This is a genomic window from Prevotella jejuni (assembly GCF_900187995.1).
GTDB classification, from domain to species: Bacteria; Bacteroidota; Bacteroidia; order Bacteroidales; family Bacteroidaceae; genus Prevotella; species Prevotella jejuni.
Map to the genome: position 1 here is coordinate 1 of NZ_FZNZ01000040.1, position 26,178 is coordinate 26,178.

Consider the following 26,178-nt stretch of genomic DNA (forward strand, 5'->3'; position numbering starts at 1 on the left):
CTTCGCCTCTTCCATGACATCCTTGTCTACTGAACGATTGCCTGGCTTTCTGCGCCTTGTTTGTACTGCATTTGCTTGGGCAGTTTCCCAATTATAGTGTCTTCTGACTCCGCTATTACGTCTTATTTCACGAGACACTGTACTTGCACTTACATTTATCGCCTTGGCAATATCTTTTTGTTTCGTTCTATTTTGGAGTAGCACAGAAATTGTGTACCTTTGCTCCGAGGTTAATTGTTTGTACATTGCAATGCAAAATTAATTAATCTTTGGGAGACAGAGGTCTCCCTTTCTTATTTTTATGCATTGCTTGTTGATTTTCTTCTCATGGGGGCTTCTCGCCCCCAAACCCCTCGGTGTTTTCAGGTATAGATTATTAAGCTACACCAGCACTTGGGATTGCAGTTCTATGTTGAACTTGCGCATTCCCATCATGACACAAGCAGCGAAGGAGGGGTAATCTCGGTGATCACTCCCTTCTCCATTCGGAGAGGGGCCGGGGGTGAGACCTCTGTTGGCTGTAACGCTCTGTGTTTTCGGTTGACTTAATGTCTCTGTGAAAGTTTATGTGTTCTGTTCTTCTGTGTAACTCTGTGAGAAATAGGACGCATCCACTGTAAGAGAAAGGTAGCTTGAGAGTTGCTGAGGAGTTCTTTCTCTCACAGATTGCACAGATTTAACAGAACTTTTCCACCCATTTTTCGAGCCCACAGAAGGCCTCCGGACGACAGATAATACAGAGCGTTACTGCTAAAGATGGCTGTAAGGTTCTGTGATGTCGGTTGACTTAATGTCTCTGTGAAGGTTTGTGTGTTCTGTTCATCTGTGTAACTCTGTAAGAAAGAGAACTCACCCTCTCGATAAGATAAGACTCATGCAAGTCACTGGGGAGTTCTTTTTCGCACGGAGGGTATTTCTTTCTCTCACAGATCTCACAGATTTAACAGAACTTTTCCACCCACGTTTCGAGCCCACAGAAGGCCTCCGGCATACAGATAACACAGAGCGTTACTGCTAAAGATGGCTGTAAGGTTCTGTGATATCGGTTGACTTAATGTCTCTGTGAAAGTTTATGTGTTCTGTTCTTCTGTGTAACTCTGTGAGAAATAGGAAGCATCCACTGTAAGAGAAAGGTAGCATGAGAGTTGCTGAGGAGTTCTTTCTCTCACAGATTGCACAGATTTAACAGAACTTTTTTGCGCACAGTATCGAACCCATAAGATAGTGGCCCCTCCCCCAACCCCTCCCCCGCAGGGAGGGGCGTGATATGTGAGGTTACCCCTACTGGGCTGCTTGCATACTTCGTAACGTTTATTTCTCTCACAGATCTCACAGATTTAACAGAACTTTTCCACCCACGTTTCGAGCTCACAGAAGGCCTCTGGCATACAGATATCACAGAGCGTTACTGCTAATATAGAAACCAATAAGAGACAACAAGAAGCCTGCATCCAGCCCGTAGGGGTTTCTCGGTAATCACTCCCCTCTCCATTCGGAGAGGGGTTGGGGGTGAGGCTCTTTCTTATAGAGGTATCTCGGTGATTACGGCCTTCCCTTCGGGGGATGGGATGGGGGATGGGCCAGCATTTCTCTACGTGCTTAAAACTTTGGGAGAAGATTAAGAGAACGAGCGATAGATGGTGTTGTAATAAATGAAGAACAGAGTCCTGTTGTAAATCCTTTTCGTACTTCTTAAAACCAGTACCTGCTTTTTAATGTGCAAGAAGATGCCCTTCAACGTTCGAGAACATGCTCTTCTTGAGTGTTGTTAACGCCCTTCTTGAAGCTTGTTAGGCGTCTTCTTGAACAATGTTTGTAACTGTTTGAATACCTGCTTGTTGTGAGTCTATTTCTTCTTGGTCCTTTCATCCTGAATAGTGGATATGCTTCTGTTGTTTTGTTGTGTTTTTTCGTAAAGCTATAAACATATTCAACTGACAAGAGACGGCATATCCATTGTCTGATAAATATGTATCTTTTTCCATTGTTTATCATGCTGTTATTGAGTCTTTTCTTCTTCCTTTTCTTCCTTTGTTTTCCATCCCGTCATTCAGTCTTTACTTATTTGTACAACGTTAAATAAATTGTATTTTTCATGAAAAAGCGGCTGTGATAGATTTTAATTACTATCTTTGTGAACCGACTTATTTCCCAGTTGGTAGAGAGTGTGACGAAATGAATAAGTTCTTAAAAGTAATAAGTTATGAGAAAGCTTTTGATAGTATTGGCATTGGCGGGCGTGTCGTTGACAGGTTCGGCCCAAGAAGAGGTGCTTACCGAGAAGTATAGTGTTGCCACAAACTCGTTCTGGAATAATTGGTTTGTGCAACTTGGTGCAGACTGGAATGCGTGGTATTCTAATCAAGAACATGGTCGTGATGCAGCTATTAGTCCGTTGAAGGATTTCCGTTCAAAGCCGGGTGCAGCCTTCGCCATTGGTAAGTGGTTCACACCGGGTATCGGTCTTCGCACGAAGATACAAGGTATCTGGGGCAAGCGTGTCGGAGCTGACAGCAATCCTGCTTCTCAGCTCGATAATAGTAATAAGTATTGGATAGCACAAGAGCAAGTGATGTTCAATCTGAACAACCTCCTTTGCGGTTACAATGAGAACCGAGTATGGAACGTCATTCCGTTTGCTGGTGCTGGTGTTGGCCGTTCTATGTCGGCTAATCGCTATGCAATGGGATTGAGTGCAGGCCTTCAATCTTCTTGGAAGGTGTCAAAGGGGATGCGTGTCTATCTTGAAGCAGGATGGAACCGTTATGAGGGCGACCTCGATGGAGCGGCTTACGCAAGTAATGAGCACCGTGGATGGGAGTCGCATGACAATAACCTTTATGCAGAAATCGGTCTGAATTTCAATATTGGTAAGAGTACTTGGAGCAAGACACCAGATATGGAGACGATCAACGCACAGCATCAAGCAGCCCTTGACGCACTGAATGCACGCCTCCAAGACGCAGAGGAAGAGAACGCACGTCTTCGTAATGAACTGTCAAATCAGAAGCCTGTTGAGACTGTGTCGGAGTCAGTTAAGCAGTTGGTAACAACTCCTGTTTCAGTATTCTTCGACATCAATAAGGCAACAATCGCATCTCAGAAAGACCTCGTAAACGTACAGGCTCTTGCGAAGTATGCTAAGGACAATAATAATAACCTCCTTGTGACAGGTTATGCTGACAGTGCAACGGGCTCTGCTGCCTACAACCAGAAACTGTCTGAGCGACGTGCTACTGTCGTTGCTAATGAGCTTGTAAAGATGGGTATTGAGAATAATAAGATTACGACTGTCGGTAAGGGTGGGGTAGAGACCTTGTCTCCTATTTCTTTCAACCGCCGTGCAACGGTTCAGATAACTGAATAGGGAAAGTACCATTAAGATATTGTTTATAACGATAGGAATAATTGGGCTTATTAGGCTTATTGGCCTAATAGGCCCAATACCATCTTATTTATCATTGATACTTTGCCTTCCCTATCGTGAAAGTAATGACCTAAATGCCTTCAGCAGCATGATAAGACGAGCGGACGAGCGGTCCACTTACAACATGCTTAAAACCTTTCTCTAAAGCTATCCGCTTATATTCAGCAAACTTTTCGGGTGTGATATAGGCCTTGACAGGTAGGTGGTCGACAGTAGGTTGGAGATACTGACCGAGTGTGAGACGTTGGCAACCAGTTGAAAGGATATCGTCCATTGTCTCTAAGATTTCTTCGTGGGTCTCACCTAAGCCGAGCATAAATCCTGTCTTGGCAGTGATACCGCAGTTGGCTATCTCTCTCAGGACGTCTAAACTGCGTTCATAGCGTGCCACGGAGCGTACTGATGGTGTGAGACGACACACTGTCTCCATGTTATGTCCTGCTACGTGGGGGCGTGTTGCCATGACTTGTCGTATGAGGTTGGCCTTTCCCATAAAGTCAGGGATAAGCAGTTCTATCTTTGTGTCGGGGTTCAAACGGCGTATCTCTTCGATGGTCTTTATCCAATGGGCGGCACCATAATCGGGCAGGTCGTCACGGTCGACAGAGGTGATGACGGCATAGCGTAGCTTGAGAGCTCTCACTGACTCAGCTACATGGCGTGGCTCATCAGGATTGAGGAGTCTGGGACGACCACTTAACGTATTGCAGAAACGGCACTTTCGAGTACAGATGTCACCGCCAATCATCAAGGTAGCCGTACGTGCCATCCAACATTCTGAGCGATTAGGGCAGAGTCCACTCGTGCAGATAGTGTTCAGATGATGCTTGGCAAGGATGCCTGCTGTCTCACCAGTCGACTTCTTCGATGTGAGGTCAATCTTAAGCCAGGCTGGTTTCATCACGTGTGGCTCACGTCCGAAGAGTAGACGCAAGAACTGTCGTGGCTTCAAGCCACGGATGATAGTAGATAGGTCGATGCCAGCCAACCTCTCTTCTACTGCCTCTCTTGTGAACTCACAGCCTTTTAGCAGGCTTAGGAAATCATGGTCGATATCGCCAAGAAGGAAGTAATCGCCCACCATATTGATGCTCCCTATAATGTTGTTCTTCAGTTCTATATGTGCTTCAAGTGTTCCGACACCTTCAAAACGATGCTTGCGGACGAGAGAGTATTTTGGATTTTTACCATAGACAAAGTCGTCAGAAGATAGTTCTTTCTCAATCTCAGCAATACCCTTCATGTCTTCTTCCGTTAGTTCGAGCACCTCCTTACCACACATTTCCTGTCGTACGTAGTCCATGAAATTTAAAATATCTAACTGTGTATAGGTCGCAACATTCGTTACCCTTTGTCTGACAGACGCTACACCCTTGCTTTGTAGTTTCTCTTTTGCAGGAGTGAGGGCATTAGAGAGGTGGTCAAGTTGGGGGTCAAAGAGTAGGGAGTTATGCAGAACACTACGATTCGACAGCTGATAGAAGGCGCATCCCGACACCTTCGTGTCGTCAATGAGAATGTCGTTTCGTCCCGATAGTTGTGCGTTAATATTCAGTCCTCGTAGTAGTTCGGCCATTCGGTGCATGTACTGTGCAAAGGCTTCATTGGCATTGACAGCACGTGAGATGTAAGAGAACTGTATGCATCCCTTGTCGGCATAGATGCAGCCTCCACCGCTCTTTCGTCTGAAAATATCTATCTTGTGTTCTTTACAGTAGTCTGTATTGACTTCATTATCAATCAACTGATTGCGTCCTAACATTACCGTAGGGTTCACTCGCCACCCCATGAAGTAGTCATCATTGGTGTAATGACGGGCTACATATTCCTCCACTGCGAAGTAGAAGGGCAGTTGGTGAATAGTATCTGGTTTAGGAAGTAGTATATATTTCATCGTTGGTATTGATTGTTGATAGGGCAAATGTACAAATAAATTTACGAAAGAAAGAAAAGAAAGTGAGGAAAATAGTGAGGAAGGCACTATTAGTCTTATTAGCCTTATTAGTCCACTAAGGCTAATAAGCAACCCTTAAAAAATGCAAAAAGTAATCATCGCTCTTATACTTTTCGTATTTTTGCAGTCGAATTAATCAGTTTAAATAAAGGTAATAGGTTATGTTAAGAAAACAATTAGTATCAGTAACGGCTGTAGCAGTATTAACTACTGGTGTTGCTTTTGCTGCAGTGCAGCAGGATAGGGTAATGTATAGGCAGGCAGATGGCACCTACGTTGTCAATACGACCACTCTCTGTCAAAATGTCAAGGGCTTTAAGGGTGCTACACCCTTGGAGGTTTTTATCAAGAATAATAAGGTGGTTAAGGTTGAGGCTCTGCCAAATCATGAGGGACCAAAGTTTTTTGATAAGGTTAAACAAGGTCTTTTTCCAAAGTTTAGTGGCTTGAAGGTGTCAAAGGCAGCGAAGTCAAGCAGCATTGATGGGGTCACTGGTGCTACCTACTCTTCACGTGCTGTAAAAGAGAATGTGGCTGCTGCCGTAGCTTACTATAAGAAGAATAAGTAAAAGTTAGATAACTATAAAATAGAAAAAGATGATTAGATTAAACGCTTTTTTCAAAGTCAAGGCTGGTGTGACAACAGCCCAAGTGAAAGAACTCGCAGATGAGTTAGTAGCACTTTCACGTAAAGATGAAGGTAACAAGGGCTATGATTTGTTTGAGAGCACAACGCAGCCAGGTGTTTTCCTTTTCTGTGAATCATGGGAGGACAAGGCTTGTTTGACGCGTCATGCTCGTTCAGAACATTTCACTCGCATTGTTCCTGAATTAGAGAAACTAACTGATGGCGGCTTAAGCATTGAGCAGTTTGAGCGCTAATCACAAATAGCTCTCTCCCTTCATTAGCCTTGGTCATTGACTATTTGGTTGAAGAGGGGGATGAAGAAACTAAATTAAAAGAGCGTATCAAGAAGTAGTCAATCTTCTCGATACGCTCTTTCATTATCTTTGATAAACCTTCCCTCTTTTCGGTATCTACTCCCCTCGCTTTAGAAGAGATATCCTTTGAGAGGAACCGGGCTTTACTTTACATCCCCCACCTTAATCAAATACTCCGCAATCTGTACCGCATTCAATGCAGCACCCTTGCGAATCTGGTCGCCAGTGAGCCAGAGTGTATTGCCATTGTCATCGGCAAGATCCTTACGGATACGGCCCACATAGATATCGTCGTGACCAGCACTCTCGAGTGGCATTGGGTAGACATAGTTCTGTGGATCATCAACGACTGTAACGCCAGGAGCAGCCTTCAAAGCCTCACGAATCTCCTCAACAGAGAGTGGACGCTCGGTCTCGAACCATACAGCCTCTGAATGGCTACGGAGAGAAGACACACGAACGCAGGTAGCAGAAGTGCGAACATCAGAGTGCATAATCTTACGTGTCTCGTTAAACATCTTCACCTCTTCCTTCGTATAGTCGTTCTCTGTCATCTTGTCAATCTGTGGAATGACATTGTAGGCCAACTGATGTGGGAATTTCTCGATGGTCTTTACCTCGCCAGTCTCAACAAGTTCCTTGTACTGCTGCTGCAACTCTGCCATAGCGGCAGCACCCGCGCCAGATGCACTCTGGTAACTACTGATATGTATCTTCTTGATATGGCTGAGCTTATCGATAGGGTTCAATACGACAACCATCATAATGGTAGTACAGTTAGGGTTGGCAATGATGCCACGTGGACGGTTCAATGCATCTTCTGCATTAATCTCTGGAACAACCAAGGGTACGTCGTCATCTTGACGGAATTGGCTGGAGTTATCAATCATGATAGCACCATATTTGGTGATAGTCTCAGCAAACTCGGCTGATGTTCCACCGCCAGCACTGGTGAAGGCGATGTCTACATCCTTGAAATCATCATTGTGCTGGAGCAGTTTTACTTCGTATTCCTTACCCTTGAATGTGTATTTCTTGCCAGCTGAACGCTTAGAACCAAAAAGGACAAGGTCGTCCATTGGGAAGTTTCTCTCTGCTAAGATGCGCAGAAACTCCTGACCTACGGCACCACTGGCACCAACAATTGCTACTTTCATATCTTTTATCTTTATTTATTTCAAACCTATTCTTAGTTGCAAATTTACTATTTTTCTTGTAATATGTGCTACAATCTATCTATCTTTTTAATATAAGGTGATATATTTTATAAATTATCTTTGTTTATTCCTCATGCATTGTTCTTAGGCTATTATGTAGAGTCTTGAAGCGTTGCTCGCATGAAACAGAAAAGATATATACCTTTATACATAGTTAATGTTAGGTATGCCAAAAGTTTTTTCGTAACTTTGCAGACAGTAATTTATAGATACGCATGCTGAATTTATCCCAATATTTCCCGATAACTGACCCAACATTGATATTCTTTGTTGTCTTGCTGATGATATTGCTTTCACCTATCATCATGGGACGACTGCGTATTCCACATATCATCGGTATGGTGTTGGCTGGTGTTCTTGTAGGCAAGTATGGATTGAATATACTGGAGCGTGACGCTTCTTTTGAGCTGTTTGGACGTGTAGGATTGTATTATATCATGTTCCTTGCAGGGCTTGAGATGGATATGGGAGGACTGAAGAAAAACCGGAATAGTGTGATAGTCTTTGGTATGTTGACTTTCATTATTCCCTTTGCGATGACCTATTTCATGGGTATCAGTCTCTTGGGGTATCTCCCTTTAGCCTCTCTTCTGCTCTCGGCTATCATGGCGTCTAACACGTTGATAGCCTATCCGATAGTAGGACGATATGGATTGACACGGCATGCGAGTTCTACGTTGAGTGTGGGGTCGTCTATGATTGCACTCTTCATGGCCTTGATAGTGATGGCATCTATTGTCAATTCGTTTCATGGAAATGGTGGAATTGTTTTTTGGCTGTTATTCATTCTAAGGTTCGTAGCTTATTGCGTGGGACTTATCATGGTCATACCTCGTGTGACCCGTTGGTTCCTTCGTCGATATTCGGATGCTGTGATGCAGTTCATCTTCATTCTTGCAATCGTATTCCTTTCTGCTGCCTTGTCGGATGCTGTTGGTTTGGAGGGTATCTTTGGAGCCTTTCTGTCAGGCTTGATATTGAACCGTTTCGTACCGAGAGTATCTCCATTGATGAATCGCATAGAGTTTACTGGTAATGCACTCTTCATTCCTTATTTCCTTATCGGTGTGGGTATGTTGATAAATATACGCCTGCTCTTCGTCGGAAGTCGGATATTGTGGGTCGTATTCTGTATCGTACTCTTCGGTACGTTGGGTAAGGCTTTGGCTGCTTATTTGGCTGCCCGCCTCTTTCGAATGTCTTGGTTGTCAGGTCACATGATGTTCGGTCTGACCAGTGCACATGCTGCTGGTGCCATAGCAATGGTGATGGTAGGACGTAGACTGGAGATTGCGCCAGGTAAATACCTCTTTGGTGATGAAGTCTTGAATGGTATTGTAATAATGATTCTCTTTACTTGTGTCATCTCATCTATCATCACAGAGCGGGCTGCACAACGGCTTCGTCTACAAGAGAAGGAGGGTCAGGATATGATGAAGAACCTCGATGATGAGAAGATTTTGATACCTGTGAAATATCCAGAGTATTCTGATAATCTTGTAACTATGGCAACACTGATGCGTAATCCACGTCGAAAGAGAGAATTGGTGGCATTGAATGTGGTATATGATGATGTGAATATGCGTCATAATCAAGCCGAGGGACAGCGTTTGTTAGACCATCTATGTGACTTAGCAAGTGCTTCAGATGTACCTATGGTAACGCAGGTGCGTGTCGCAGCTAATATTGCCAATGGTATAAAACATGCCTTCAAAGAGTTCCAAGCATCAGAAATCTTGATGGGCTTACATTTCCACAAAGAGATAAGTCGTAGTTTCTGGGGCGAGTTTACACGAAGTCTTTATAACGGATTGAGCCGTCAGATTATCGTTACACGTATCCTACAACCACTAAATACAATTCGCAGAATACAAGTGGCAATCCCTTCTCGTGCTGAGTTCGAGCCTGGTTTCTATCGTTGGTTAGAACGTTTAGCACGTATGGCAGGCAACTTAGAGTGTCGTATCACGTTCCATGGGCGTAGAGATACATTGCAACTTGTTAATGAGTTTATCCGTAATCGTTTCTCAAGTGTGAGGGCTGAATATGAAGAGATGGAGCATTGGAAAGATTTGACCACGCTTGGTACGAAACTTCGGGACGACCATCTTTTTGTTATTGTGACGGCTCGTAAGGGTACAATATCCTATAAGACAGCCATGGAAAGGCTGCCAGAAGAATTGAATAAGTGCGTTAAGGGCAAGACTATCATGATTATCTTCCCTGACCAGTATGGTAGTGAGATGGATGATATGACCTTTGCTCAACCACAGCATACGGAGGAACGCAGTGCTTACGAGGCTGTTAGAGAGTGGATTAATAATAAGGTGTAAGAGGTTATTAGGCTAATTAGGCCAATTAGGCCAATATGGCTAATAAGCCTAATAGCCCCAATAAAAGAATAGAATTATGATAGACATTAAGAACATAACTAAAAGTTTCGGGTCGCTTCAGGTATTGAAAGGCATAGACTTACATATAGAGAAGGGGGAGGTTGTTAGTATTGTCGGACCATCAGGAGCTGGTAAAACCACGTTGTTACAGATACTTGGCACATTGGATAAGCCAGATAGTGGGGCTGTCGTGGTGGATGGCATCGACGTAGGAAGCTTATCAGCTGGTAAGCTGAGTGACTTTCGTAATCAACACTTAGGTTTTGTGTTCCAATTCCATCAGCTCCTTCCTGAGTTTACGGCTCTTGAGAATATTATGATACCTGCTTATATTGCAGGGCGAAAGACCAAGGAAGCACGTCAGCGTGCCGAAGAGCTATTGGAGTTTATGGGCTTGAGCGACCGTGCCAACCATAAACCCAATGAGCTTTCTGGTGGTGAGAAGCAGCGTGTAGCAGTAGCTCGTGCGTTGGTAAACAATCCTGCTGTCATCCTTGCCGATGAGCCTTCAGGTAGTTTGGACAGTAAGAACAAGCAGGAACTACACCAACTCTTCTTCGATCTCCGTGATAAGTTCGGTCAGACTTTCGTTATCGTTACACACGATGAAGGGCTCGCACATATAACAGACAGAACGATACATCTCAAAGATGGCTTGATACAGAACCTCCCCCAACCCCTCCGAAAGGAGGGGAGTGCTACTGTCGAAATAGAGAATGAGTAGATTCTTAGAATGATAAGTTAGTTACTTAGAGAATATTGTTCATCTGTTACTTTGTCTTATAATAGATTATCTTGTCTTCAACTATAAAGGGTTATTATGTCTAAAATAAAGCTTGGAGCATACAACACGCTCACTGTATTAAAGGTTGCCTTACGTGAAGGCAATGGTGATCCATTTGGTCTTTACCTTGATGGTGGACCTGCTGGAGAGATTCTCATGCCTCAGAGGTATGTCCCTGAAGGAACTGAAATAGGTGATGAAGTGGAGGTCTTTGTCTATCTTGACCAAGACGAACGTCCTATTGCTACGACCGAAGAACCCTTAGCGCAGGTAGGCGACTTCGCTTACTTGGAGTGTTCGTGGGTGAATGAGTATGGTGCTTTCCTCTCTTGGGGTGTGATGAAGGACCTCTTCTGTCCTTTCCGTGAGCAGAAGAAGCGTATGGTTATTGGTAATAGCTATATTGTCTATATTCATCTTGACGAAGAAAGCTATCGTCTTGTGGCCTCTGCAAAGGTAGAGCATTATCTTGACGAGCAGCCACGAGGTTATAAGCATGGACAGGAAGTTGACTTGTTGATATGGCAGAAAACCGACCTTGGTTTTAAGGTCATTGTCGACAATCAGTATCCAGGGCTCATCTATGAGGATCAAGTGTTCCAGTATGTCCACACTGGCGACCGTTTGAAGGGCTATATCTCTACTGTTCGCCGTGATGGTAAGATTGATTGTACTCTTCAACCCACAGGACAACAGCATGCAGAAGACTTTGCTGAGACCCTGCTTCAATATTTGAAGGATAACGACGGAGTATGCGACCTTGGTGATAAGAGCGAAGCAGAGGATATCAAACGACGTTTCCAAGTATCGAAGAAGGTGTATAAACGTGCCGTTGGCGACCTCTATAAGCGTCATCTTATCACTGTCGAACCGTTGTCAATACGTTTAGTAAAATAGAATAAATCCCTTTTTTCTTATTTTTTTCGTACTTTTGCACATGATAGGCTGCACTCGACAAAATGAAAGCAAGCTTTCTTTTGTCCTCGTTTGCACTATCTTTGAATAAGATAGGCTGCACTCGACAAAATGAAAGCAAGCTTTCTTTTGTCCTCGTTTGCACTATCTTTGAATAAGATAGGCTGCACTCGACAAAGTGAGAACGAGTTCTCTTTTGTTCTCATTTGCACTATCTTTGCACTCTAAATAAAGGATAATAATAAAACAATGCAGAATCAATTTTCAAGAACACAACTCCTCCTTGGTAAGCCTGCCATCGATACGCTTAATGGTAGTCGTGTGGCTGTCTTTGGTGTTGGAGGTGTTGGTGGATATGCTGTTGAGGTCTTGGCACGTAGCGGCGTGGGAGCTATTGATGTTATTGATGACGACCGTGTCTGTCTGACGAATGTCAATCGACAACTCCTTGCTACCACTCGAACGGTGGGAAAACACAAGGTAGATGTGGCTGAGGAGCGTATTCGTTCAATCAATCCACGTTGTATTGTACGGAAGTATCAAACTTTCTATCTGCCTGATAATGCTGATCAGTTTGATTTCTCTCATTATGATTATGTTATAGATTGTATTGACACCGTTACAGCTAAGCTCGACCTTATCTATCGTTGTCATGAACTTAACATCCCATTGCTCTCTTGCATGGGTGCAGCTTATAAACTTGATGCCACACAATTTCGTGTGACTGACATCTTCAAGACCATCAACGACCCATTAGCGAAGGTCATTCGTAAGAAACTTCGTAAAACAAAGATTAAGCACCTAAAGGTTGTATATAGTCCTGAGGAGCCACTTGAGAGTATAGAACAGCCTGAGATCTCTTGCCGTTTCCATTGTATTTGCCCTGACAAGGATATGCGTAAGTGTACTGACCGCCATACTATCCCCAGTTCTAATGCGTGGGTACCAGCAGCAGCGGGACTTATTGCAGGTGGAGAGGCTGTGAAAGATCTTGTCAGTCTTGCCCACACTATGCGCATCCGTCCTGAGGATGAGGCTACAAGTGAACCTGCTCGCATCGCTCGTGAACGTGCAGCAAAGATGTTGGAAGAGCATAAACGAATCAAAGCAGAGAAGGCTGCAGCGGATAAGTAATGTATTTATATTTTATTATTAAGGACATATAAGTCATTTCTGTCATCATTGGAAAGACATAATCCTAAGACTACGTAAGAAAATAAAAGGACATTTGGTGATGTTGCTATCCCAAATGTCCTTTTTTATTGTTTGTTGTCTTTAATGCCAAATCATACTATGAGATTACTCATAAATGAAGGTGAAGTCTTTCTTTGCGGTTAGCGTATTGCCAACAAAACAGGTCTTAAGAGCGATATGCTCAAACTTCTTACGCTGCTTCTCATCAAATGAAGCTTTTAGATGGAACGTGATAGGAATACGTGTAACGGTAAAGGTTTGCATGTCTTCCTCTATCTCGCCGACCTCAGCATAGCAACCAGAAAAATCTACACCGCCACGTTCTGCCTGCAAGCCCATCATTGTCAAGCCACATGCTGCCAGTGAATTACCCAATAACTCGACGGGATTTTGATTTTCTCCTAAGCCTCCTACAGCCTTACCCGCATCAGTATTTATTGTCACAGCCGACCTAACATGTGTTGCTTCAACTCGTCCTTTACCTTGATAAATAGCTTTTGTAATTGTCATAATTGTATCTATTAGAATTAGTAATAATACTTCGATTGGTTAATAACATTTATATGTCTCTTGCAAAGATAATAAAAGAATATAGATAAACCAAGCCTTGCTAATCTTTCAATCATCTTTTTCTTTTTTCTTAAAGTCCAACCTTTAAGAAATTGTATTCTTTTTATATGCTAATAGGCTTGTGTCTCTACTCATCTCGGTTAGTCTGATTTTATTTAAAACTGTTATATCCTTTGCTTGCAGGTTAAACTATATAAAATAGGAGAAATAACTTAGCTTAATATTAGCGTGTTACCGATAAGTAACTTAACTTTGCTGTTACCGATTGGTAACATAGGCATATAATAGAATGAAAAGTAGAGAACAAACAGAAAGTAAGATACTTGAAGCTGTGGCAAGCATTGTTGAGTGCGACGGTTTCGAGAAGCTTGGTATCAATACTATTGCGTTAAAAGCGAATGTTTATAAGATGCTTATTTATAGATACTTTGGTGGACTTGAAGAGCTAGTCGCACGGTTTATAATGCAGAAAGATTATTGGGCTAACACTGACACGCTTATCCTCAATCCTCATTCGGTTGGTGATAGTATAAAGAGCATGTTTCGCAATCAGATTGAGCAACTACGAACCGATGTTACTTTAAGGCGGTTATGTCGTTGGGAGCTGTCCTGTCATAACGCAAGCATTGACCGGCTTAGAGATAAACGGGAAGAGAATGGATGCAATCTAATCAAAGTGGTCAGTAGACTGACTGGGTGTTCTAATTCGGAGGTGGCGTCTTTAGCAAGTATTCTCTCGGCTTCTATCAGTTACTTGGCATTGATAGAAGATCAATGCCCTACGTATAACGGTATTGCTTTACAGACTGATAAGGGTTGGGAACAGATTGCACAAGGAGTGGACATGATAGTCGACCTATGGATAAAAAGTATTCAAGAAGGGAAAAATTAATTGTTTTATGATTTGTTTGTATGGGAGTTATGAATAATATAGTAGCACAAAATTCAGATTATCTGTTTATGATAGAGAGCGCTTGTAAGGCTCCTTCTGGGCATAACACACAGCCTTGGTTGTTTAAGATAGGTGCGTCTGAGATTGATATCTATCCTGATTTTTCAAAAGAATTACCTATTGTCGACCCAAGTCATCGGGAGTTATTCGTTAGCTTAGGCTGTGCGACAGAAAATCTTTGTATTGCTGCTCATGAGAAAGGCTATCATACTGAGGTCAAAGTCATAGAGAACTCCTTTATTCGAGTCCTACTTACAGGGGGGAAGGAAAAGCTGCCTGATTCTTTATTGTTCCCTCAAATCGCTGTAAGACAGACGAATAAACGTGTCTATAATGGTGAGGCAATACCAGAAAGCACCATCAATATACTCAAAATGGTTCCTATCGAACCGTCTGTATCTATTCATTTTTATAGAAATGGAACTGTTGATTATGAGAGAATAGCTGGTTGGGTTTATGCTGGTAATCGCTTGCAAATGAACGATGAGGCTTTTAAGACGGAACTTACTGACTGGATGCGTTATAATAAGAAACAACAGGACAATACACGAGATGGACTGAGTTACGCTACTTTTGGGGCTCCGAATATTCCTCTTTTTATGGCTAAGTTTATCATGTCAAAACTTATCAATGAGAAAACACAGAATAAAGGAGACCAAAAAAAGATAGCTTCTGCATCGCATCTCGTACTTTTCACAACAAAAGATAATACTGTTGAACAGTGGGTTGCTTTAGGTAGGACCTTAGAGCGGATGCTATTGTGCACAACACAGGTAGGTATCGCAAATGCTTATCTCAATCAGCCTAATGAAGAGAGTGGTATTGCAAAAGAAATGGCAAAGCAATTGCAAATCCCTACGGAATATCCTACTGTCTTAATAAGACTGGGTTATGGGAAACGAATGCCTTATTCGCTTAGACGTGATTATAGGTCATGTATTCTTTCTGAAGAGTAAATTTGTTGACAAGACATAGGTCATTGGATAGGTTAAGTATTATTCTCTTTTATAAAAGTACTATTTAGTAAGTTGGAATTATAAGCTTAACAACTATGGTTCGTCCAACGCTTTGCATGATGTTTCAGACCTCTCTTGTCGCTTCAAGTCCTATTTCTTCGTAAGCCTTAGGTGTCTCAGTGATAATTGGCGGTACTCCAAGTAGGCTTTCTCCTTGTAATATAAGCTGTTGCCCACTCCCTTTCTCTCATGGAAAATAGGTAGGTGGAGCTTATAAAGAGAGGTGATTTTCTCCCTTACTATCCATTGTAGCGAGAAATGGATGATTGAGCTTGCTCCTCTTTGGGTGCTGATAAAAGGGGTGATATGAAACGTTCGAGCTTACTTGTAGGGGATAGGGTGGGGGAGGCGTTGCCTCTTTATCACACTAACTTGGTAACCTTCCCATGCCTTAGAAGGAATAATAGGACTATGAAAAAGCGTTACATCTCAATGATCTAAATACCCTCAAAATAGGAGTATAATATCTTAAAAAATCAGCCTTATAACCTTCATGAAATCAATAAGTTACAAACTGCGTTGGAGAAGACGCCCTTCTTGCCTCAAGAAGGGCGTCTTCTGCATGCAAGAAGGGCATGTTCTCGAATGCTAAAAGGCCTCTTCTTCGAGTTTGAAGAGCATGTGTGGGATAAGAAGGGTGCAAAATAAGACCCCTCCCCCAGCCCCTCCCCGAAAGGGAGGGGAGCGCCTAACGGGACACAGTTTGCTATGAAATTGAGGGTAGTAAGTACGTGTTAGCGGCTTTACTCAAACCGTTAACACCCGCACAGAACTTACAACGAACTGTAATGAATGTTTAGAAAACTTGGCAGGGGCTTGTGTTCTGTATCTTTTTCGTATCTTTGTAAGCATATAATACAATCATATAATATGGAAACAAACAGATTTGATGCTCCGCAGGACTGGGGTATGTATATGCAACAGCTGGAGGACAAGCCAGCCGTAACACGTGTGAATATTGCGCTCAACACGGTGGCTCCCGTGGATGGTTACCGTTATCGCCTGCAGTTGGCAGTATATTACAGAACGCCGACGGAGAATGGTCTGCCTGTTGCGGAGGAGAATCCGGAACTGTGGAAGATTGAGGATGCCTTTGTGGAACTGCTCAATAAGGTAGATGCCATTGATGCAGGATTGATGAAATGGAACAATCGGGTAAACTTCTTCTTCTATGCAAAGGTGGCAGATGTAGGTGATGAACTCGTCAAGGGACTGAAAGAACAGTTCCCCGACTATGAGTACAAGCTGTGGGTTGATGAGGATGAGCAGTGGGAAGGATATTTCCTGACGCTCTTCCCCAATAAGTATTCGATGCAGGAAATACAGAACAACAAGGTGCTTTCTGCACTTGACCGTGAGAATGATGACCTGGGGAAGGAACGTGTCATAGAGCACTTCCTCCTATTCAAGGATGAAGCTGCAGCCAATCGCTTCGTGGAGAAGGTTGCGGAGAAAGGTTTTGTGGAGTTCCATCGTAGGCCGTTGGAAGATAATGAATACAAGCTGCAGATAGGGATTTCGCGCCCTGATATTCCCGATAATATTCATAACATCACATGGTATCTGCTGGATGAGGCGGAAGAAGCAGGCGGATATTACGATGGTTGGGGCTGCGGTATGGCATAAGACGACAGCTGCCAGCTGTGGTGTAAATGAGAAAATGTTGGTTTTCTTTTGGCGGTTACATGTAAAGTTCTTATATTTGCGAGTAAGCTGACAACTTGGAACTAAGAAACAGGAATAAAATATTTTGAATATGAAATTACGGGAAGTTAACATAGTTGTTTCCAACAAAAGGACAGGGGATACTTATTTAGCCAGATCCTTTCCATGTAGTAATAGGGAAGCATAATGGAAGATAGAAATGAGGCACTGTTTATCACTTTTTGTATTGATTAGTCTGTTGAATCTCTCTTCTGTTGCAGGAAGAGATACGGGTTCGTATGATACATTAAAGGTATTGTGCCCTAACGATTCCTGTAAAACAGGCATGTTTCGGAGCTAATGGAGTATTCCTGGGATAAAAAAGCATATCCTAAGGAATCCTCTTGCAAGGTTCATCAGCTTGAAAATATACATCAGTATAATGTAATGCCGGTTTTTAAGTTTCTTGTCAGAAAGAGTGGTAAGGCTTTAAATCTGAAAGCTGATAATATAGAATATTCTTGTCTGCATACCCGTTTGAAGGCAGCTCGCCTTAATGAAAAAGATAGCGTATGTGATTCATATTTCGTTATAGAGAGAATTGTATTCCCATCTTCGCAGGAAAGAGTATCAAACTATTTTAAAACGAAGATCAACAATAAGCTGTTAAAGGTTGATGTTGTGTCGGAAGCACCTGTTTCATGCTTTACTTATTGGAGGGGGAATGCTTTGATAATTGTTTGGTACAATTTCTTTGATGATGAAAAGCTGATAAAGAAATCGGTGGAAACTTACTTGAGAAACTTGGAATAGGGCTGATTTATTATTGGCTCCTTAGATAACTGATAAAGGTTCTGATTACTTTTAAGAAAGTTACTGCAGTCTTTTTTAAGCAAAATGTAGGAAAAGGGAACAGTTCTACTTGGTATCACTCACATGCTCATAGCCATTCGTCCTGTCTGTTGGCTATATGTATAAATAAAAATAATTAATACTCGTTACAAAAATAGAAAAAATAATGTTTCATGTCAAGTCTTTTTGGAAATATAGCTTGATTTTTTTTAATGAAGTTCGATAGTTGATAAGTAAGTGATACGTAGATTAGATGGGTTTGTATGTAAATTAATTTGCTGTCATTCCTGTCACTCTTTGTGAGTTCTTAAATACTTAATATATAGTAATTTAACGAGAAATGTTAAAATGACAGCAAACGAAATTATACTTATATTTGGGTTAAAGCTTAACTCTTTGATAGTATTATGGTATAACGAAGAACACTCCCAACGAATAATTTATTTTGCAGATGGAGTTTGGAATTCGTAAGTAACTTTTACGGCTTTGTCACGAGACAGTTGTCCAGGGTTGGTTCCGGGTTCTCCTTCTGGTACTTCACGATGATAGAAGGCATAGAAGTGGACCCATGCGTCTAATATTTTCCCGTCTTTATCGTGGAAAGACATAGGGATTGTTGGGAATACAGGAAGGCCGTGGTGGTCGACAAATGACTTCTGAACCAGTTCACTACAATAGATTTCTTTGTCATCAGGCATATAGAAATGGTCGTATGGACGGCCGAGATAGCTTAGTGCTCGGCTCATGGAAGTAGCCATATCACAGTCGACAATTACTCTACCAACAGCAATGAGTGGTTTTCCTTCTTTCCCTTTCGCACGGTCAAGGAACTTGGTAAGAGGGGTGAGCGACACCGCTTTGCCATAAGCCTCCAGTGCATAATCGGCACTATCCGTATGATGGAAGATGGCCACGTGGTCGATCTTTAGTCCGTTAATGCCCTGTGTAGCATCTGTAATAGGATTGCTTGTTTCCTTCACAACAAACATCAAGTCGCCTTCATGCAAGTTTTGCAGTGATATGTCTTCGTCTTGAAAGGACTCAGTAGAGCAGCCGACTAAGGAGATAAGGCACAGTAAGAGAAGGTTTGATACGATGCGTTTTAGTTTCATGATTGTTTTTCTGTTTATATAAGTTATATTTTAAGTTTCGTCAAGAGTGTTCTTTTAGGTAAATAAAAAGACGACCATCTCTTGTAGATAGTCGTCTTCTATTGTCTAATCCTTAGAACTCAGCGTTCTTTGGAGTACGTGCAAATGGGATTACGTCACGGATGTTCTGCATACCAGTAACGAAGAGGATGAGGCGCTCGAAGCCAAGACCGAAGCCACCATGTGGACAGGTACCGTACTTACGAGTATCAAGATACCAGTCGTAAACCTCACGCTTCATGCCACGATTGTCTATCTCTGTAAGCAACTTATCGTAATCTTCTTCACGAACAGAGCCACCAATAATCTCGCCAATATGTGGGAAGAGGACGTCAGTACCCTGCATTGTCTTGCCGTCAGGGTTCTTCTTCATATAGAATGACTTGATCTCGCTTGGATAGTCAGTCATGATGACAGGACGTTTGAAGTATTCTTCTACGAGATAGCGCTCATGCTCGCTGCTTAGGTCCATTCCCCAACCAGTGATAGGGAACTCAAACTTAACACCGTCAGCGACTGCCTTCTGTAGAATCTCGATACCCTCTGTATAAGTAAGACGTACGAAATCTTCCTTCAAGATGCCTTCCAAGCGAGCAATTAGGCCCTTGTCAATCATCTTATTGAGGAATTCAAGGTCGTCCTTGCAGTTCTCCAATGCCCAACGAACGCAATATTTGATGAAGTCTTCCTCAAGGTCCATGAGCTCATCCTTGTCGATGAAGGCTACTTCAGGCTCTACCATCCAGAACTCTGCCAGGTGGCGTGGAGTGTTGGAGTTCTCTGCGCGGAAGGTAGGACCAAAGGTATAGATAGCACCAAGTGCTGTCGCACCTAACTCACCCTCCAACTGTCCAGACACAGTAAGGTTAGTACGTTTGCCGAAGAAGTCAGCACTGTAATCAACCTCACCACCTTTTGCAATGCGGTCAAGGTCGAGTGTGGTTACTTGGAACATGTTTCCTGCACCCTCAGCATCACTACCAGTAATCAGCGGAGTGTGGAAATAGTAGAAACCATGGTCGTGGAAATACTTGTGGATGGCCATTGCCATGTTATGGCGGATACGGAAGACAGCACCAAAGGTGTTTGTGCGAAGGCGCATGTGACCGTATTTACGCATATACTCGAAGCTCTGACCCTTCTTCTGCATAGGGTAGTCGCTTGGGCAAAGACCGTAGATCTCAATCTCTTTACATTGTATCTCAGACGTCTGACCAGCGCCTTGACTCTCTACGAGCGTACCGATAACGCTAATACAAGCACCTGTTGTGATGCTCTTCAGTTGGTCTTCGTCGATAGTAGAAGGGTCAACAACAACCTGAATGTTCTTAATTGTAGAACCATCATTCAAGGCGATGAAGTCAACAGCCTTGCTGCTTCTATGAGAACGAACCCATCCCTTTACGTTGATATCTTTACCAAAATCGGTGCAAGCAAGTGCATCGACGATTTTTGTTCTTTTCATTTGTTATATTGTAATTAGGTACTCCCCAAGTCTCTCAAAAGGCGAGGAATGCTATTAGCCCATGTGTCTAATGCCTAAATAGTGGCATTGTTAGGTCTCGCACATCCACTTCTTTTGAGAGGTTTGGGGAGGTTTCTATTTTATTCAAACGCACCCATGCGCAGCATGTCAACCTCCTTCTCAGTGAGGAAACGCCAATCGCCACGACGTACATTCTTCTTAGTCAAGCCCGCAAACTGTACACGGTCGAGTTTTACGACACGGTAGCCGAGGCTTTCAAAGATACGACGTACAATACGATTCTTGCCGCTGTGGATCTCAATACCAACTTGTGTCTGATCCTGTGGGTCGGCATATTCGATAGCATCTGCCTTGATCTCGCCATCTTCCAACTCGATACCGTCAGAGATCTTCTGCAGGTCATTAGCCGTAACAGGCTTGTCGAGGAATACGTGATATACCTTCTTCTTCAAGAACTTAGGATGAGTAAGCTTTGAAGCGAGGTCGCCATCGTTGGTAAGAAGCAGTACACCAGTTGTGTTACGGTCGAGTCGACCAACAGGATAGATACGTTCTGGGCACGCACCCTTCACGAGGTCCATCACAGTCTTACGTTGTTGAGGGTCGTCACTTGTAGTTACATAGTCCTTAGGTTTGTTCAGAAGGACATAGACCTTCTTCTCCAATGATACTGGCTTCTCTTGGAAGAGTACCACATCAGAGCGTAGAACCTTACTACCGAGTTCCTTTACGACCTCACCATTTACGGTTACTGCACCAGAAAGGATGAACTCATCAGCCTCACGACGTGAGCATACACCAGCGTTAGCAAGATACTTGTTCAAGCGGATTGGCTCATTTGGATCAAAGTTCTCCTCCTTGTATTCAATGCGCTTCTTAAGTGAATACTTTGCATTTGGGTCATAATCAGCACTGTGCTGACGGTATCCACCCTGGTTGTATCCGCCACGGTTGTTGTATCCGCCACGGTTGTTGTTGTATCCACCACGGTTGTTGTTGTATCCGCCACGATTGTTGTTATATCCGCCACGGTTATTGTTGTATCCGCCACGACTCTGATAGCTTCCCTGTTGGCGAGGCTGGTATCCACCCTGACGTGGCTGGTAACCGCCTTGACTTGCCTGATAGCTTGTCTTCTCCTCACCATCAGCACCATTGTTGGCGTTGTAACGTGGGCGATAAGCCTGTGACTGATAGCCATTTTCTTCACTGTTGTAACGTGGACGATAGCCACCCTGCTGTGGACGACTCTGGTATCCACCACGATTATTATATCCACCTTGGCGTGGCTGGTAGCCGCCTTCTTCACCGTTACTATTGTAACGTGGACGATAACCACCCTGCTGTGGACGGCTCTGATAGCCCCCACGATTGTTGTTATATCCGCCATTATAGCTGTTCTGACGTGGACGATAGCTGCCCTGTTGTGGGCGACTTGCACTCTGCAGACCAGAGCCGAAGCCCTCAGGACGGAACCCGCCTTCGTCGTTACTGCTATTAGCCTTATCGCTACTGTAAGCGCGTTGGCTGTGAATACGTGGACGTTGTGTACGTCCTGTGCCACGGTACTCTCTTTGATAGCCGCCTTGTTCGGCAGCTGAATAGCCCTCGCGGCTGTTCTCATTCTGCTCAGACTGAACTTCTTTGTTCTCGAATTCTTCTGTCATAATTGTTTAACTTAAGATTTGATACTACTGGCCTCACGGCCAATCCATTTATTTATTAATTATTAAAAATCAAACTCCGTTAGACGGAGAGACTCAGTTTAATATCTTCTTTATACTTTATTATACCCTATACGACGGATTAAATGCCCGTATAGTTGTGTGGATTGATAGCCATTAGTTCGGCTTTCACACTGTCACTGACATTGAGTGTCTGAATGAAAGCGTGTATTGTTTCCTCTGTCATCTTCTTGTTTGTGCGTGTGAGTGCCTTTAATGCCTCGTATGGGTGTGGATAAGCTTCACGGCGCAAGATAGTCTGAATAGCCTCTGCCACAACTGCCCATGTGTCCTCAAGGTCAGCTTTTAGCTTCTCTTCGTTGAGGATGAGCTTACGAAGACCCTTCAGTGTGCTCTGTATGGCGATGATACTATGTCCAATAGGAACACCTACATTACGCAGAACTGTTGAATCTGTAAGGTCACGCTGCAATCTACTTACTGGCAATTTCTGTGCCAAGAACTGTAGGATAGCATTGGCTACACCGAGGTTACCCTCACTATTCTCGAAGTCGATAGGGTTCACCTTATGTGGCATTGCACTTGAACCTACTTCCCCAGCCTTAATCTTCTGCTTGAAATACTCCATTGAGATATACATCCAGAAATCGCGATCGAGGTCGATTATGATGGTATTGATTCGGCGAATAGCATCAAAAATGCTACCTAAGTGGTCGTAGTTGCTAATCTGTGTAGTCCACTGCTCGCGCTCTAATCCTAATTTCTCACTGACAAAACGGTTGCCGAAAGCACGCCAGTCATGTTGTGGATAAGCTACGTGATGGGCATTGAAATTACCCGTAGCACCGCCGAACTTAGCCGTCATCTTACAGTTGCGCAGGCTTGCGAGTTGCTCGCTGAGTCGGTAGACATAAACCTCTATTTCCTTACCTAAGCGAGTAGGGGAGGCTGGCTGACCGTGTGTTTTCGCCAACATCGGTATGTCCTTCCACTCATCAGCGTATTCCTGTAATTGCGCTATCAGCTCCTCAACTTGGGGATAGTAGACCTCTTCGAGAGCTTCCTTTATAGAGAGTGGGACGCTGGTGTTGTTGATGTCCTGTGAGGTTAGTCCAAAGTGAATGAACTCCTTGTAGTCGTCAAGTCCGCCAATCTTGTCAAACTCCTCTTTAATAAAGTATTCTACGGCCTTTACGTCATGGTTGGTTGTCTTCTCAATCTCCTTTACACGTGCTGCAGAAATCTCATCGAAATTGCGATAGATATCACGCAATTGCTCAAAGAGAGCACTGTTGAAACTTTCCAGTTGTGGTAATGGTAACTCGCAAAGAGTGATGAAATACTCAATTTCTACGCGTACACGATAACGGATAAGTGCGTACTCTGAGAAATAGTCAGCAAGGCATTCCGTTTTACTTCTGTAGCGACCGTCAATAGGCGATACGGCTGTTAATGCGTCAAGGGTCATAATTTCTTTTATTAATATGCTGCAAATTTAAGAATAAAATCATTAATAGCGCAAATAATAATAATAATAATATCAAAAAGGAAGCAGATTAAAGCTGAATAAAACAAAAAAGACTTCACAACAAAGTTGCAAAGTCATCATTTCAAAGGCTCATCGGTGGGCGTTGACGGATTCGAACCGCCGACCCTCTGCTTGTAAGGCAGATGCTCTAAACCAGCTGAGCTAAACGCCCTTAAAAAATCCCCTGCAACCCCAAGAAGTCACAGGGAAACACCCCTTGTGGGCGTTGACGGATTCGAACCGCCGACCCTCTGCTTGTAAGGCAGATGCTCTAAACCAGCTGAGCTAAACGCCCCTTACTTTTTGTAAGGCGAGTGCAAAGGTAAGGAAAGTTTTTTATTCTCGCAAACAAATGGCAAATAATTTAGTTGAAAATCTCATTTTAGTAGGTTGTAGAAAGCCTTTCCTTACCTAAATAATTCTCTTTAACGAATTATTTTCATGAAAAAAAATATTTTTCTTCATGAACGGAAACATTTCTTTTCATGAACAAAAATATTTCTGATCGTGAAGATAATTTAGTGGATGGCAGTGTGTCATGTTGGTAAAAGGCTTTGTAATTGATGATGTTTGATACAAGCAAGTTGTTGTTTAGTCGCTTCTATGGTCGTATGAATTGGTGCGCTTGATTGAAAGAGAGTATGACGTGGATTCGTAAAATAGTTTATTTTGTTTTGCATGAATTGTTTATTTTGCTTATATTTGCACCGTATTTATATTATAGGAAACGAATAGGCAGAAGATTATGTCAGTAGAAGTAAGACTGGAACAGAGTAAGTTTAAGGATAAGAATGGTGCTGGAAAATGGTATGCACGAACTGTCAGTACGGGTGTCGCTACGACAGACGACCTTGCTGATGCTATTCAGGAAAATACGTCATTCTCACGTGGCGACGTGCGTGGACTTGTCATTGCGTTGGTAGACGAGATTTCTTATCGTCTTCGTCAGGGTGAGACCGTAGCACTTGAAGGGTTAGGACGATTCCATCTGACGGTAGAGAGTGAGCCTGTGGATAATCCTGACGACTTCGATATCAAGAAGCATATAAAGAATGTGAAGTGTCGCTTTGTACCAACCAGCACTCGTAATGCACGTACTGGCAAGAAGGAGCAGACGCTGGCTAACGGTGCACGTGTGGAATGGGCAGAGCCTGATTTAGACGATGATGATGATTGGTAGACAGGACGAGAGGGTCGTTAGTAGTTGATGATGACCTGAGGAATAAGGATTAAAAGGCTAATTTTGTGTATTTATCCCCATAATATATGGTGTAATCCTGTTTTCTTTGCTTTTCTTATAACTTTTGTACTGTTTTCCTTTGATGCTAATAATATTTTGTATATATTTGCACAATGTGATTAGATAGGCATCTATCAGTATAGCTTTTATTCGGTGTATAGTAGATAGTTGCAAGTGTTTTACGAATATAATTAAGAGCTAAAAGACTGTTTAAGCAAGTGTTTTAAATCAGTTCTTATTCAATTTAAGACATAAACAAGGGCAATGGCATTCTCTGTTTGAATGGTAGGAAAAGCCTTACAAGCCAGTGATTGTCAATATTCCCAGACTTATTTTTTTATATAAAACAAATAGAAATGAAAAAACTTTTACTATTAGTATGTGCAGCCGTTATGAGTCTTTCGGCTTCAGCACAGGCCGGTGATAAAGCACTTGGTGCACAGTTTGTATTCGGGTCACAGACTAATAACATCGGATTTGGCGTTAAAGGTCAGTACTACGTCACTGATCATCTTAGAGGTGAGGCTTCTTTTGACTACTTCTTTAAGAACAAGGGCTTGACAATGTGGGATATCAATGCAAATGCTCACTATCTTATTAATGTAGCTGATAAGTTCAATGTTTATCCTCTTGCAGGTATTGGCTATACAAACTGGTCATATCGATATGTTGTACATGTTAAAAACGAACCGAATGGACCGAATAGTACAGAGGAGGTTAAGGGCACAGATGGTCGTATTGCCATAAACCTTGGTGGTGGTGTAGAGTATGCTGTTACTGATAACATCATTCTAAATGCTGAGATGAAGTATCAGATTATCAGCAATTACAACCAGTTGGTACTTGGTGTAGGTGTAGCTTACAAGTTCTAAATATTTAGTCTAATCGAGCATTAGATACCGAACAGATTTTATGGTATAAAAGCTGTTAAGAGACAATACGGATTAGTAGGTCCAAGATAGTCTAATGTCCGATTTTCGTTTATGTTAGGTTCTAAAGACTTTATGTCGTACTATAGCCGTTTGGCCATGTCCGATAACAGTCTTTAGAACCTAACTCGTTTTTGTCCCCTCGACCTGTTGTTGTCTACATAGAGTGTAGCTTATTTATTTAGCATCAAGTGCTAAAAGAAAGGGTCAGTCCTAAAACCCAGTTGCAAGTCTATCCTCTTAAGCACATAATTTCATAAGTATTTATTACCTTTGCATCATGAAGAATCACCAATTAT

At 42.7% G+C, this 26,178-nt stretch carries 21 protein-coding genes and 2 tRNA genes; 13 read left to right on the forward strand and 10 right to left on the reverse strand.

Annotation, left to right across the window (positions count from 1 at the left end):
* Positions 1 to 246, reverse strand: a 246-nt coding sequence (locus CHB62_RS12415; RefSeq protein WP_009012764.1) for a helix-turn-helix domain-containing protein, incomplete at its 3' end; no start/stop codon positions are given.
* A 1,957-nt stretch (positions 247 to 2,203) separates the two neighbouring features.
* On the opposite strand from CHB62_RS12415, the gene CHB62_RS12425 reads away from it, so the two are divergent.
* A complete protein-coding gene (locus CHB62_RS12425) occupies positions 2,204 to 3,367 on the forward strand; it encodes an OmpA family protein (RefSeq protein ID WP_089367091.1) in 1,164 nt (387 codons plus the stop codon).
* A 130-nt stretch (positions 3,368 to 3,497) separates the two neighbouring features.
* Here CHB62_RS12425 and lplA read toward each other — a convergent pair whose 3' ends face one another.
* The gene (gene lplA, locus CHB62_RS12430; RefSeq protein WP_089367092.1) at positions 3,498 to 5,321 is read right to left on the reverse strand and encodes a bifunctional lipoate--protein ligase/lipoyl synthase; all 1,824 of its coding nucleotides are present in this window, start codon (positions 5,319 to 5,321) and stop codon (positions 3,498 to 3,500) included.
* A gap of 221 nt (positions 5,322 to 5,542) precedes the next feature.
* Between lplA and CHB62_RS12435 the strand changes: the two genes are divergently transcribed.
* Together CHB62_RS12435 and CHB62_RS12440 are read left to right on the forward strand one after the other, a co-directional pair.
* A complete protein-coding gene (locus CHB62_RS12435) occupies positions 5,543 to 5,950 on the forward strand; it encodes an FMN-binding protein (protein WP_089367093.1) in 408 nt (135 codons plus the stop codon).
* 28 nt (positions 5,951 to 5,978) lie between these two features.
* Positions 5,979 to 6,263, forward strand: coding sequence for a putative quinol monooxygenase (locus CHB62_RS12440; RefSeq protein WP_089367094.1), 285 nt, complete (start codon positions 5,979 to 5,981; stop codon positions 6,261 to 6,263).
* Positions 6,264 to 6,466: 203 nt separating this feature from the next.
* On the opposite strand, the gene CHB62_RS12445 is transcribed toward CHB62_RS12440, so the two are convergent.
* Positions 6,467 to 7,480 (reverse strand): aspartate-semialdehyde dehydrogenase, encoded by a 1,014-nt coding sequence (locus tag CHB62_RS12445; RefSeq protein ID WP_089367095.1) that lies wholly within the window; start codon positions 7,478 to 7,480, stop codon positions 6,467 to 6,469.
* A gap of 275 nt (positions 7,481 to 7,755) precedes the next feature.
* Between CHB62_RS12445 and CHB62_RS12450 the strand changes: the two genes are divergently transcribed.
* The 4 genes from CHB62_RS12450 (at position 7,756) to CHB62_RS12465 (ending at position 12,766) form a co-directional block, all read left to right on the forward strand.
* Positions 7,756 to 9,873, forward strand: a complete 2,118-nt coding sequence (locus CHB62_RS12450) for a cation:proton antiporter (RefSeq protein ID WP_089367096.1) — start codon at positions 7,756 to 7,758, stop codon at positions 9,871 to 9,873.
* Positions 9,874 to 9,949: 76 nt separating this feature from the next.
* Entirely contained in the window at positions 9,950 to 10,657 is a 708-nt protein-coding gene (locus tag CHB62_RS12455) for an ABC transporter ATP-binding protein (protein ID WP_089367097.1), read from the forward strand.
* Positions 10,658 to 10,753: 96 nt separating this feature from the next.
* Entirely contained in the window at positions 10,754 to 11,614 is an 861-nt protein-coding gene (locus CHB62_RS12460; RefSeq protein WP_089367098.1) for a CvfB family protein, read from the forward strand.
* A gap of 267 nt (positions 11,615 to 11,881) precedes the next feature.
* Entirely contained in the window at positions 11,882 to 12,766 is an 885-nt protein-coding gene (locus tag CHB62_RS12465) for a tRNA threonylcarbamoyladenosine dehydratase (RefSeq protein WP_089367099.1), read from the forward strand.
* Between the two features lie 165 nt (positions 12,767 to 12,931).
* On the opposite strand, the gene CHB62_RS12470 is transcribed toward CHB62_RS12465, so the two are convergent.
* Entirely contained in the window at positions 12,932 to 13,336 is a 405-nt protein-coding gene (locus tag CHB62_RS12470; RefSeq protein ID WP_089367100.1) for an OsmC family protein, read from the reverse strand.
* A 349-nt stretch (positions 13,337 to 13,685) separates the two neighbouring features.
* Between CHB62_RS12470 and CHB62_RS12475 the strand changes: the two genes are divergently transcribed.
* The 4 genes from CHB62_RS12475 to CHB62_RS12490 all read left to right on the forward strand — a co-directional run bounded on the left by CHB62_RS12475 (position 13,686) and on the right by CHB62_RS12490 (position 17,821).
* Complete coding sequence (locus CHB62_RS12475) at positions 13,686 to 14,288, forward strand: TetR/AcrR family transcriptional regulator (protein WP_089367101.1); 603 nt, start codon at positions 13,686 to 13,688, stop codon at positions 14,286 to 14,288.
* Between the two features lie 29 nt (positions 14,289 to 14,317).
* Complete coding sequence (locus CHB62_RS12480) at positions 14,318 to 15,304, forward strand: Acg family FMN-binding oxidoreductase (RefSeq protein ID WP_317042976.1); 987 nt, start codon at positions 14,318 to 14,320, stop codon at positions 15,302 to 15,304.
* Positions 15,305 to 16,234: 930 nt separating this feature from the next.
* Entirely contained in the window at positions 16,235 to 16,990 is a 756-nt protein-coding gene (locus tag CHB62_RS12485; RefSeq protein WP_158296838.1) for a DUF695 domain-containing protein, read from the forward strand.
* Between the two features lie 378 nt (positions 16,991 to 17,368).
* Positions 17,369 to 17,821, forward strand: coding sequence for a hypothetical protein (locus CHB62_RS12490; protein ID WP_089367104.1), 453 nt, complete (start codon positions 17,369 to 17,371; stop codon positions 17,819 to 17,821).
* Positions 17,822 to 18,300: 479 nt separating this feature from the next.
* Here CHB62_RS12490 and CHB62_RS12495 read toward each other — a convergent pair whose 3' ends face one another.
* From CHB62_RS12495 to CHB62_RS12520, 6 genes are all read right to left on the reverse strand, one after another.
* Positions 18,301 to 18,972 carry a YiiX/YebB-like N1pC/P60 family cysteine hydrolase gene (locus tag CHB62_RS12495; RefSeq protein WP_089367105.1) on the reverse strand — a complete coding sequence of 224 codons (672 nt, stop codon included), beginning with the start codon at positions 18,970 to 18,972 and terminating at the stop codon, positions 18,301 to 18,303.
* A gap of 112 nt (positions 18,973 to 19,084) precedes the next feature.
* On the reverse strand, positions 19,085 to 20,476 hold the full coding sequence (gene asnS / locus CHB62_RS12500) for an asparagine--tRNA ligase (RefSeq protein ID WP_089367106.1): 1,392 nt from the start codon (positions 20,474 to 20,476) through the stop codon (positions 19,085 to 19,087).
* Positions 20,477 to 20,616: 140 nt separating this feature from the next.
* Positions 20,617 to 22,164 carry a pseudouridine synthase gene (locus CHB62_RS12505; RefSeq protein WP_089367107.1) on the reverse strand — a complete coding sequence of 516 codons (1,548 nt, stop codon included), beginning with the start codon at positions 22,162 to 22,164 and terminating at the stop codon, positions 20,617 to 20,619.
* A gap of 139 nt (positions 22,165 to 22,303) precedes the next feature.
* The gene (gene purB / locus CHB62_RS12510) at positions 22,304 to 23,650 is read right to left on the reverse strand and encodes an adenylosuccinate lyase (RefSeq protein ID WP_089367108.1); all 1,347 of its coding nucleotides are present in this window, start codon (positions 23,648 to 23,650) and stop codon (positions 22,304 to 22,306) included.
* A 157-nt stretch (positions 23,651 to 23,807) separates the two neighbouring features.
* Positions 23,808 to 23,882 (reverse strand) — tRNA-Val (locus CHB62_RS12515).
* Between the two features lie 48 nt (positions 23,883 to 23,930).
* Positions 23,931 to 24,005 (reverse strand) — tRNA-Val (locus tag CHB62_RS12520).
* A gap of 450 nt (positions 24,006 to 24,455) precedes the next feature.
* Here CHB62_RS12520 and CHB62_RS12525 point away from each other — a divergent pair.
* Positions 24,456 to 24,890, forward strand: a complete 435-nt coding sequence (locus tag CHB62_RS12525) for an HU family DNA-binding protein (RefSeq protein WP_089367109.1) — start codon at positions 24,456 to 24,458, stop codon at positions 24,888 to 24,890.
* A gap of 416 nt (positions 24,891 to 25,306) precedes the next feature.
* On the forward strand, positions 25,307 to 25,822 hold the full coding sequence (locus CHB62_RS12530; protein WP_089367110.1) for an outer membrane protein: 516 nt from the start codon (positions 25,307 to 25,309) through the stop codon (positions 25,820 to 25,822).
* Positions 25,823 to 26,178 lie beyond the last annotated feature (356 nt).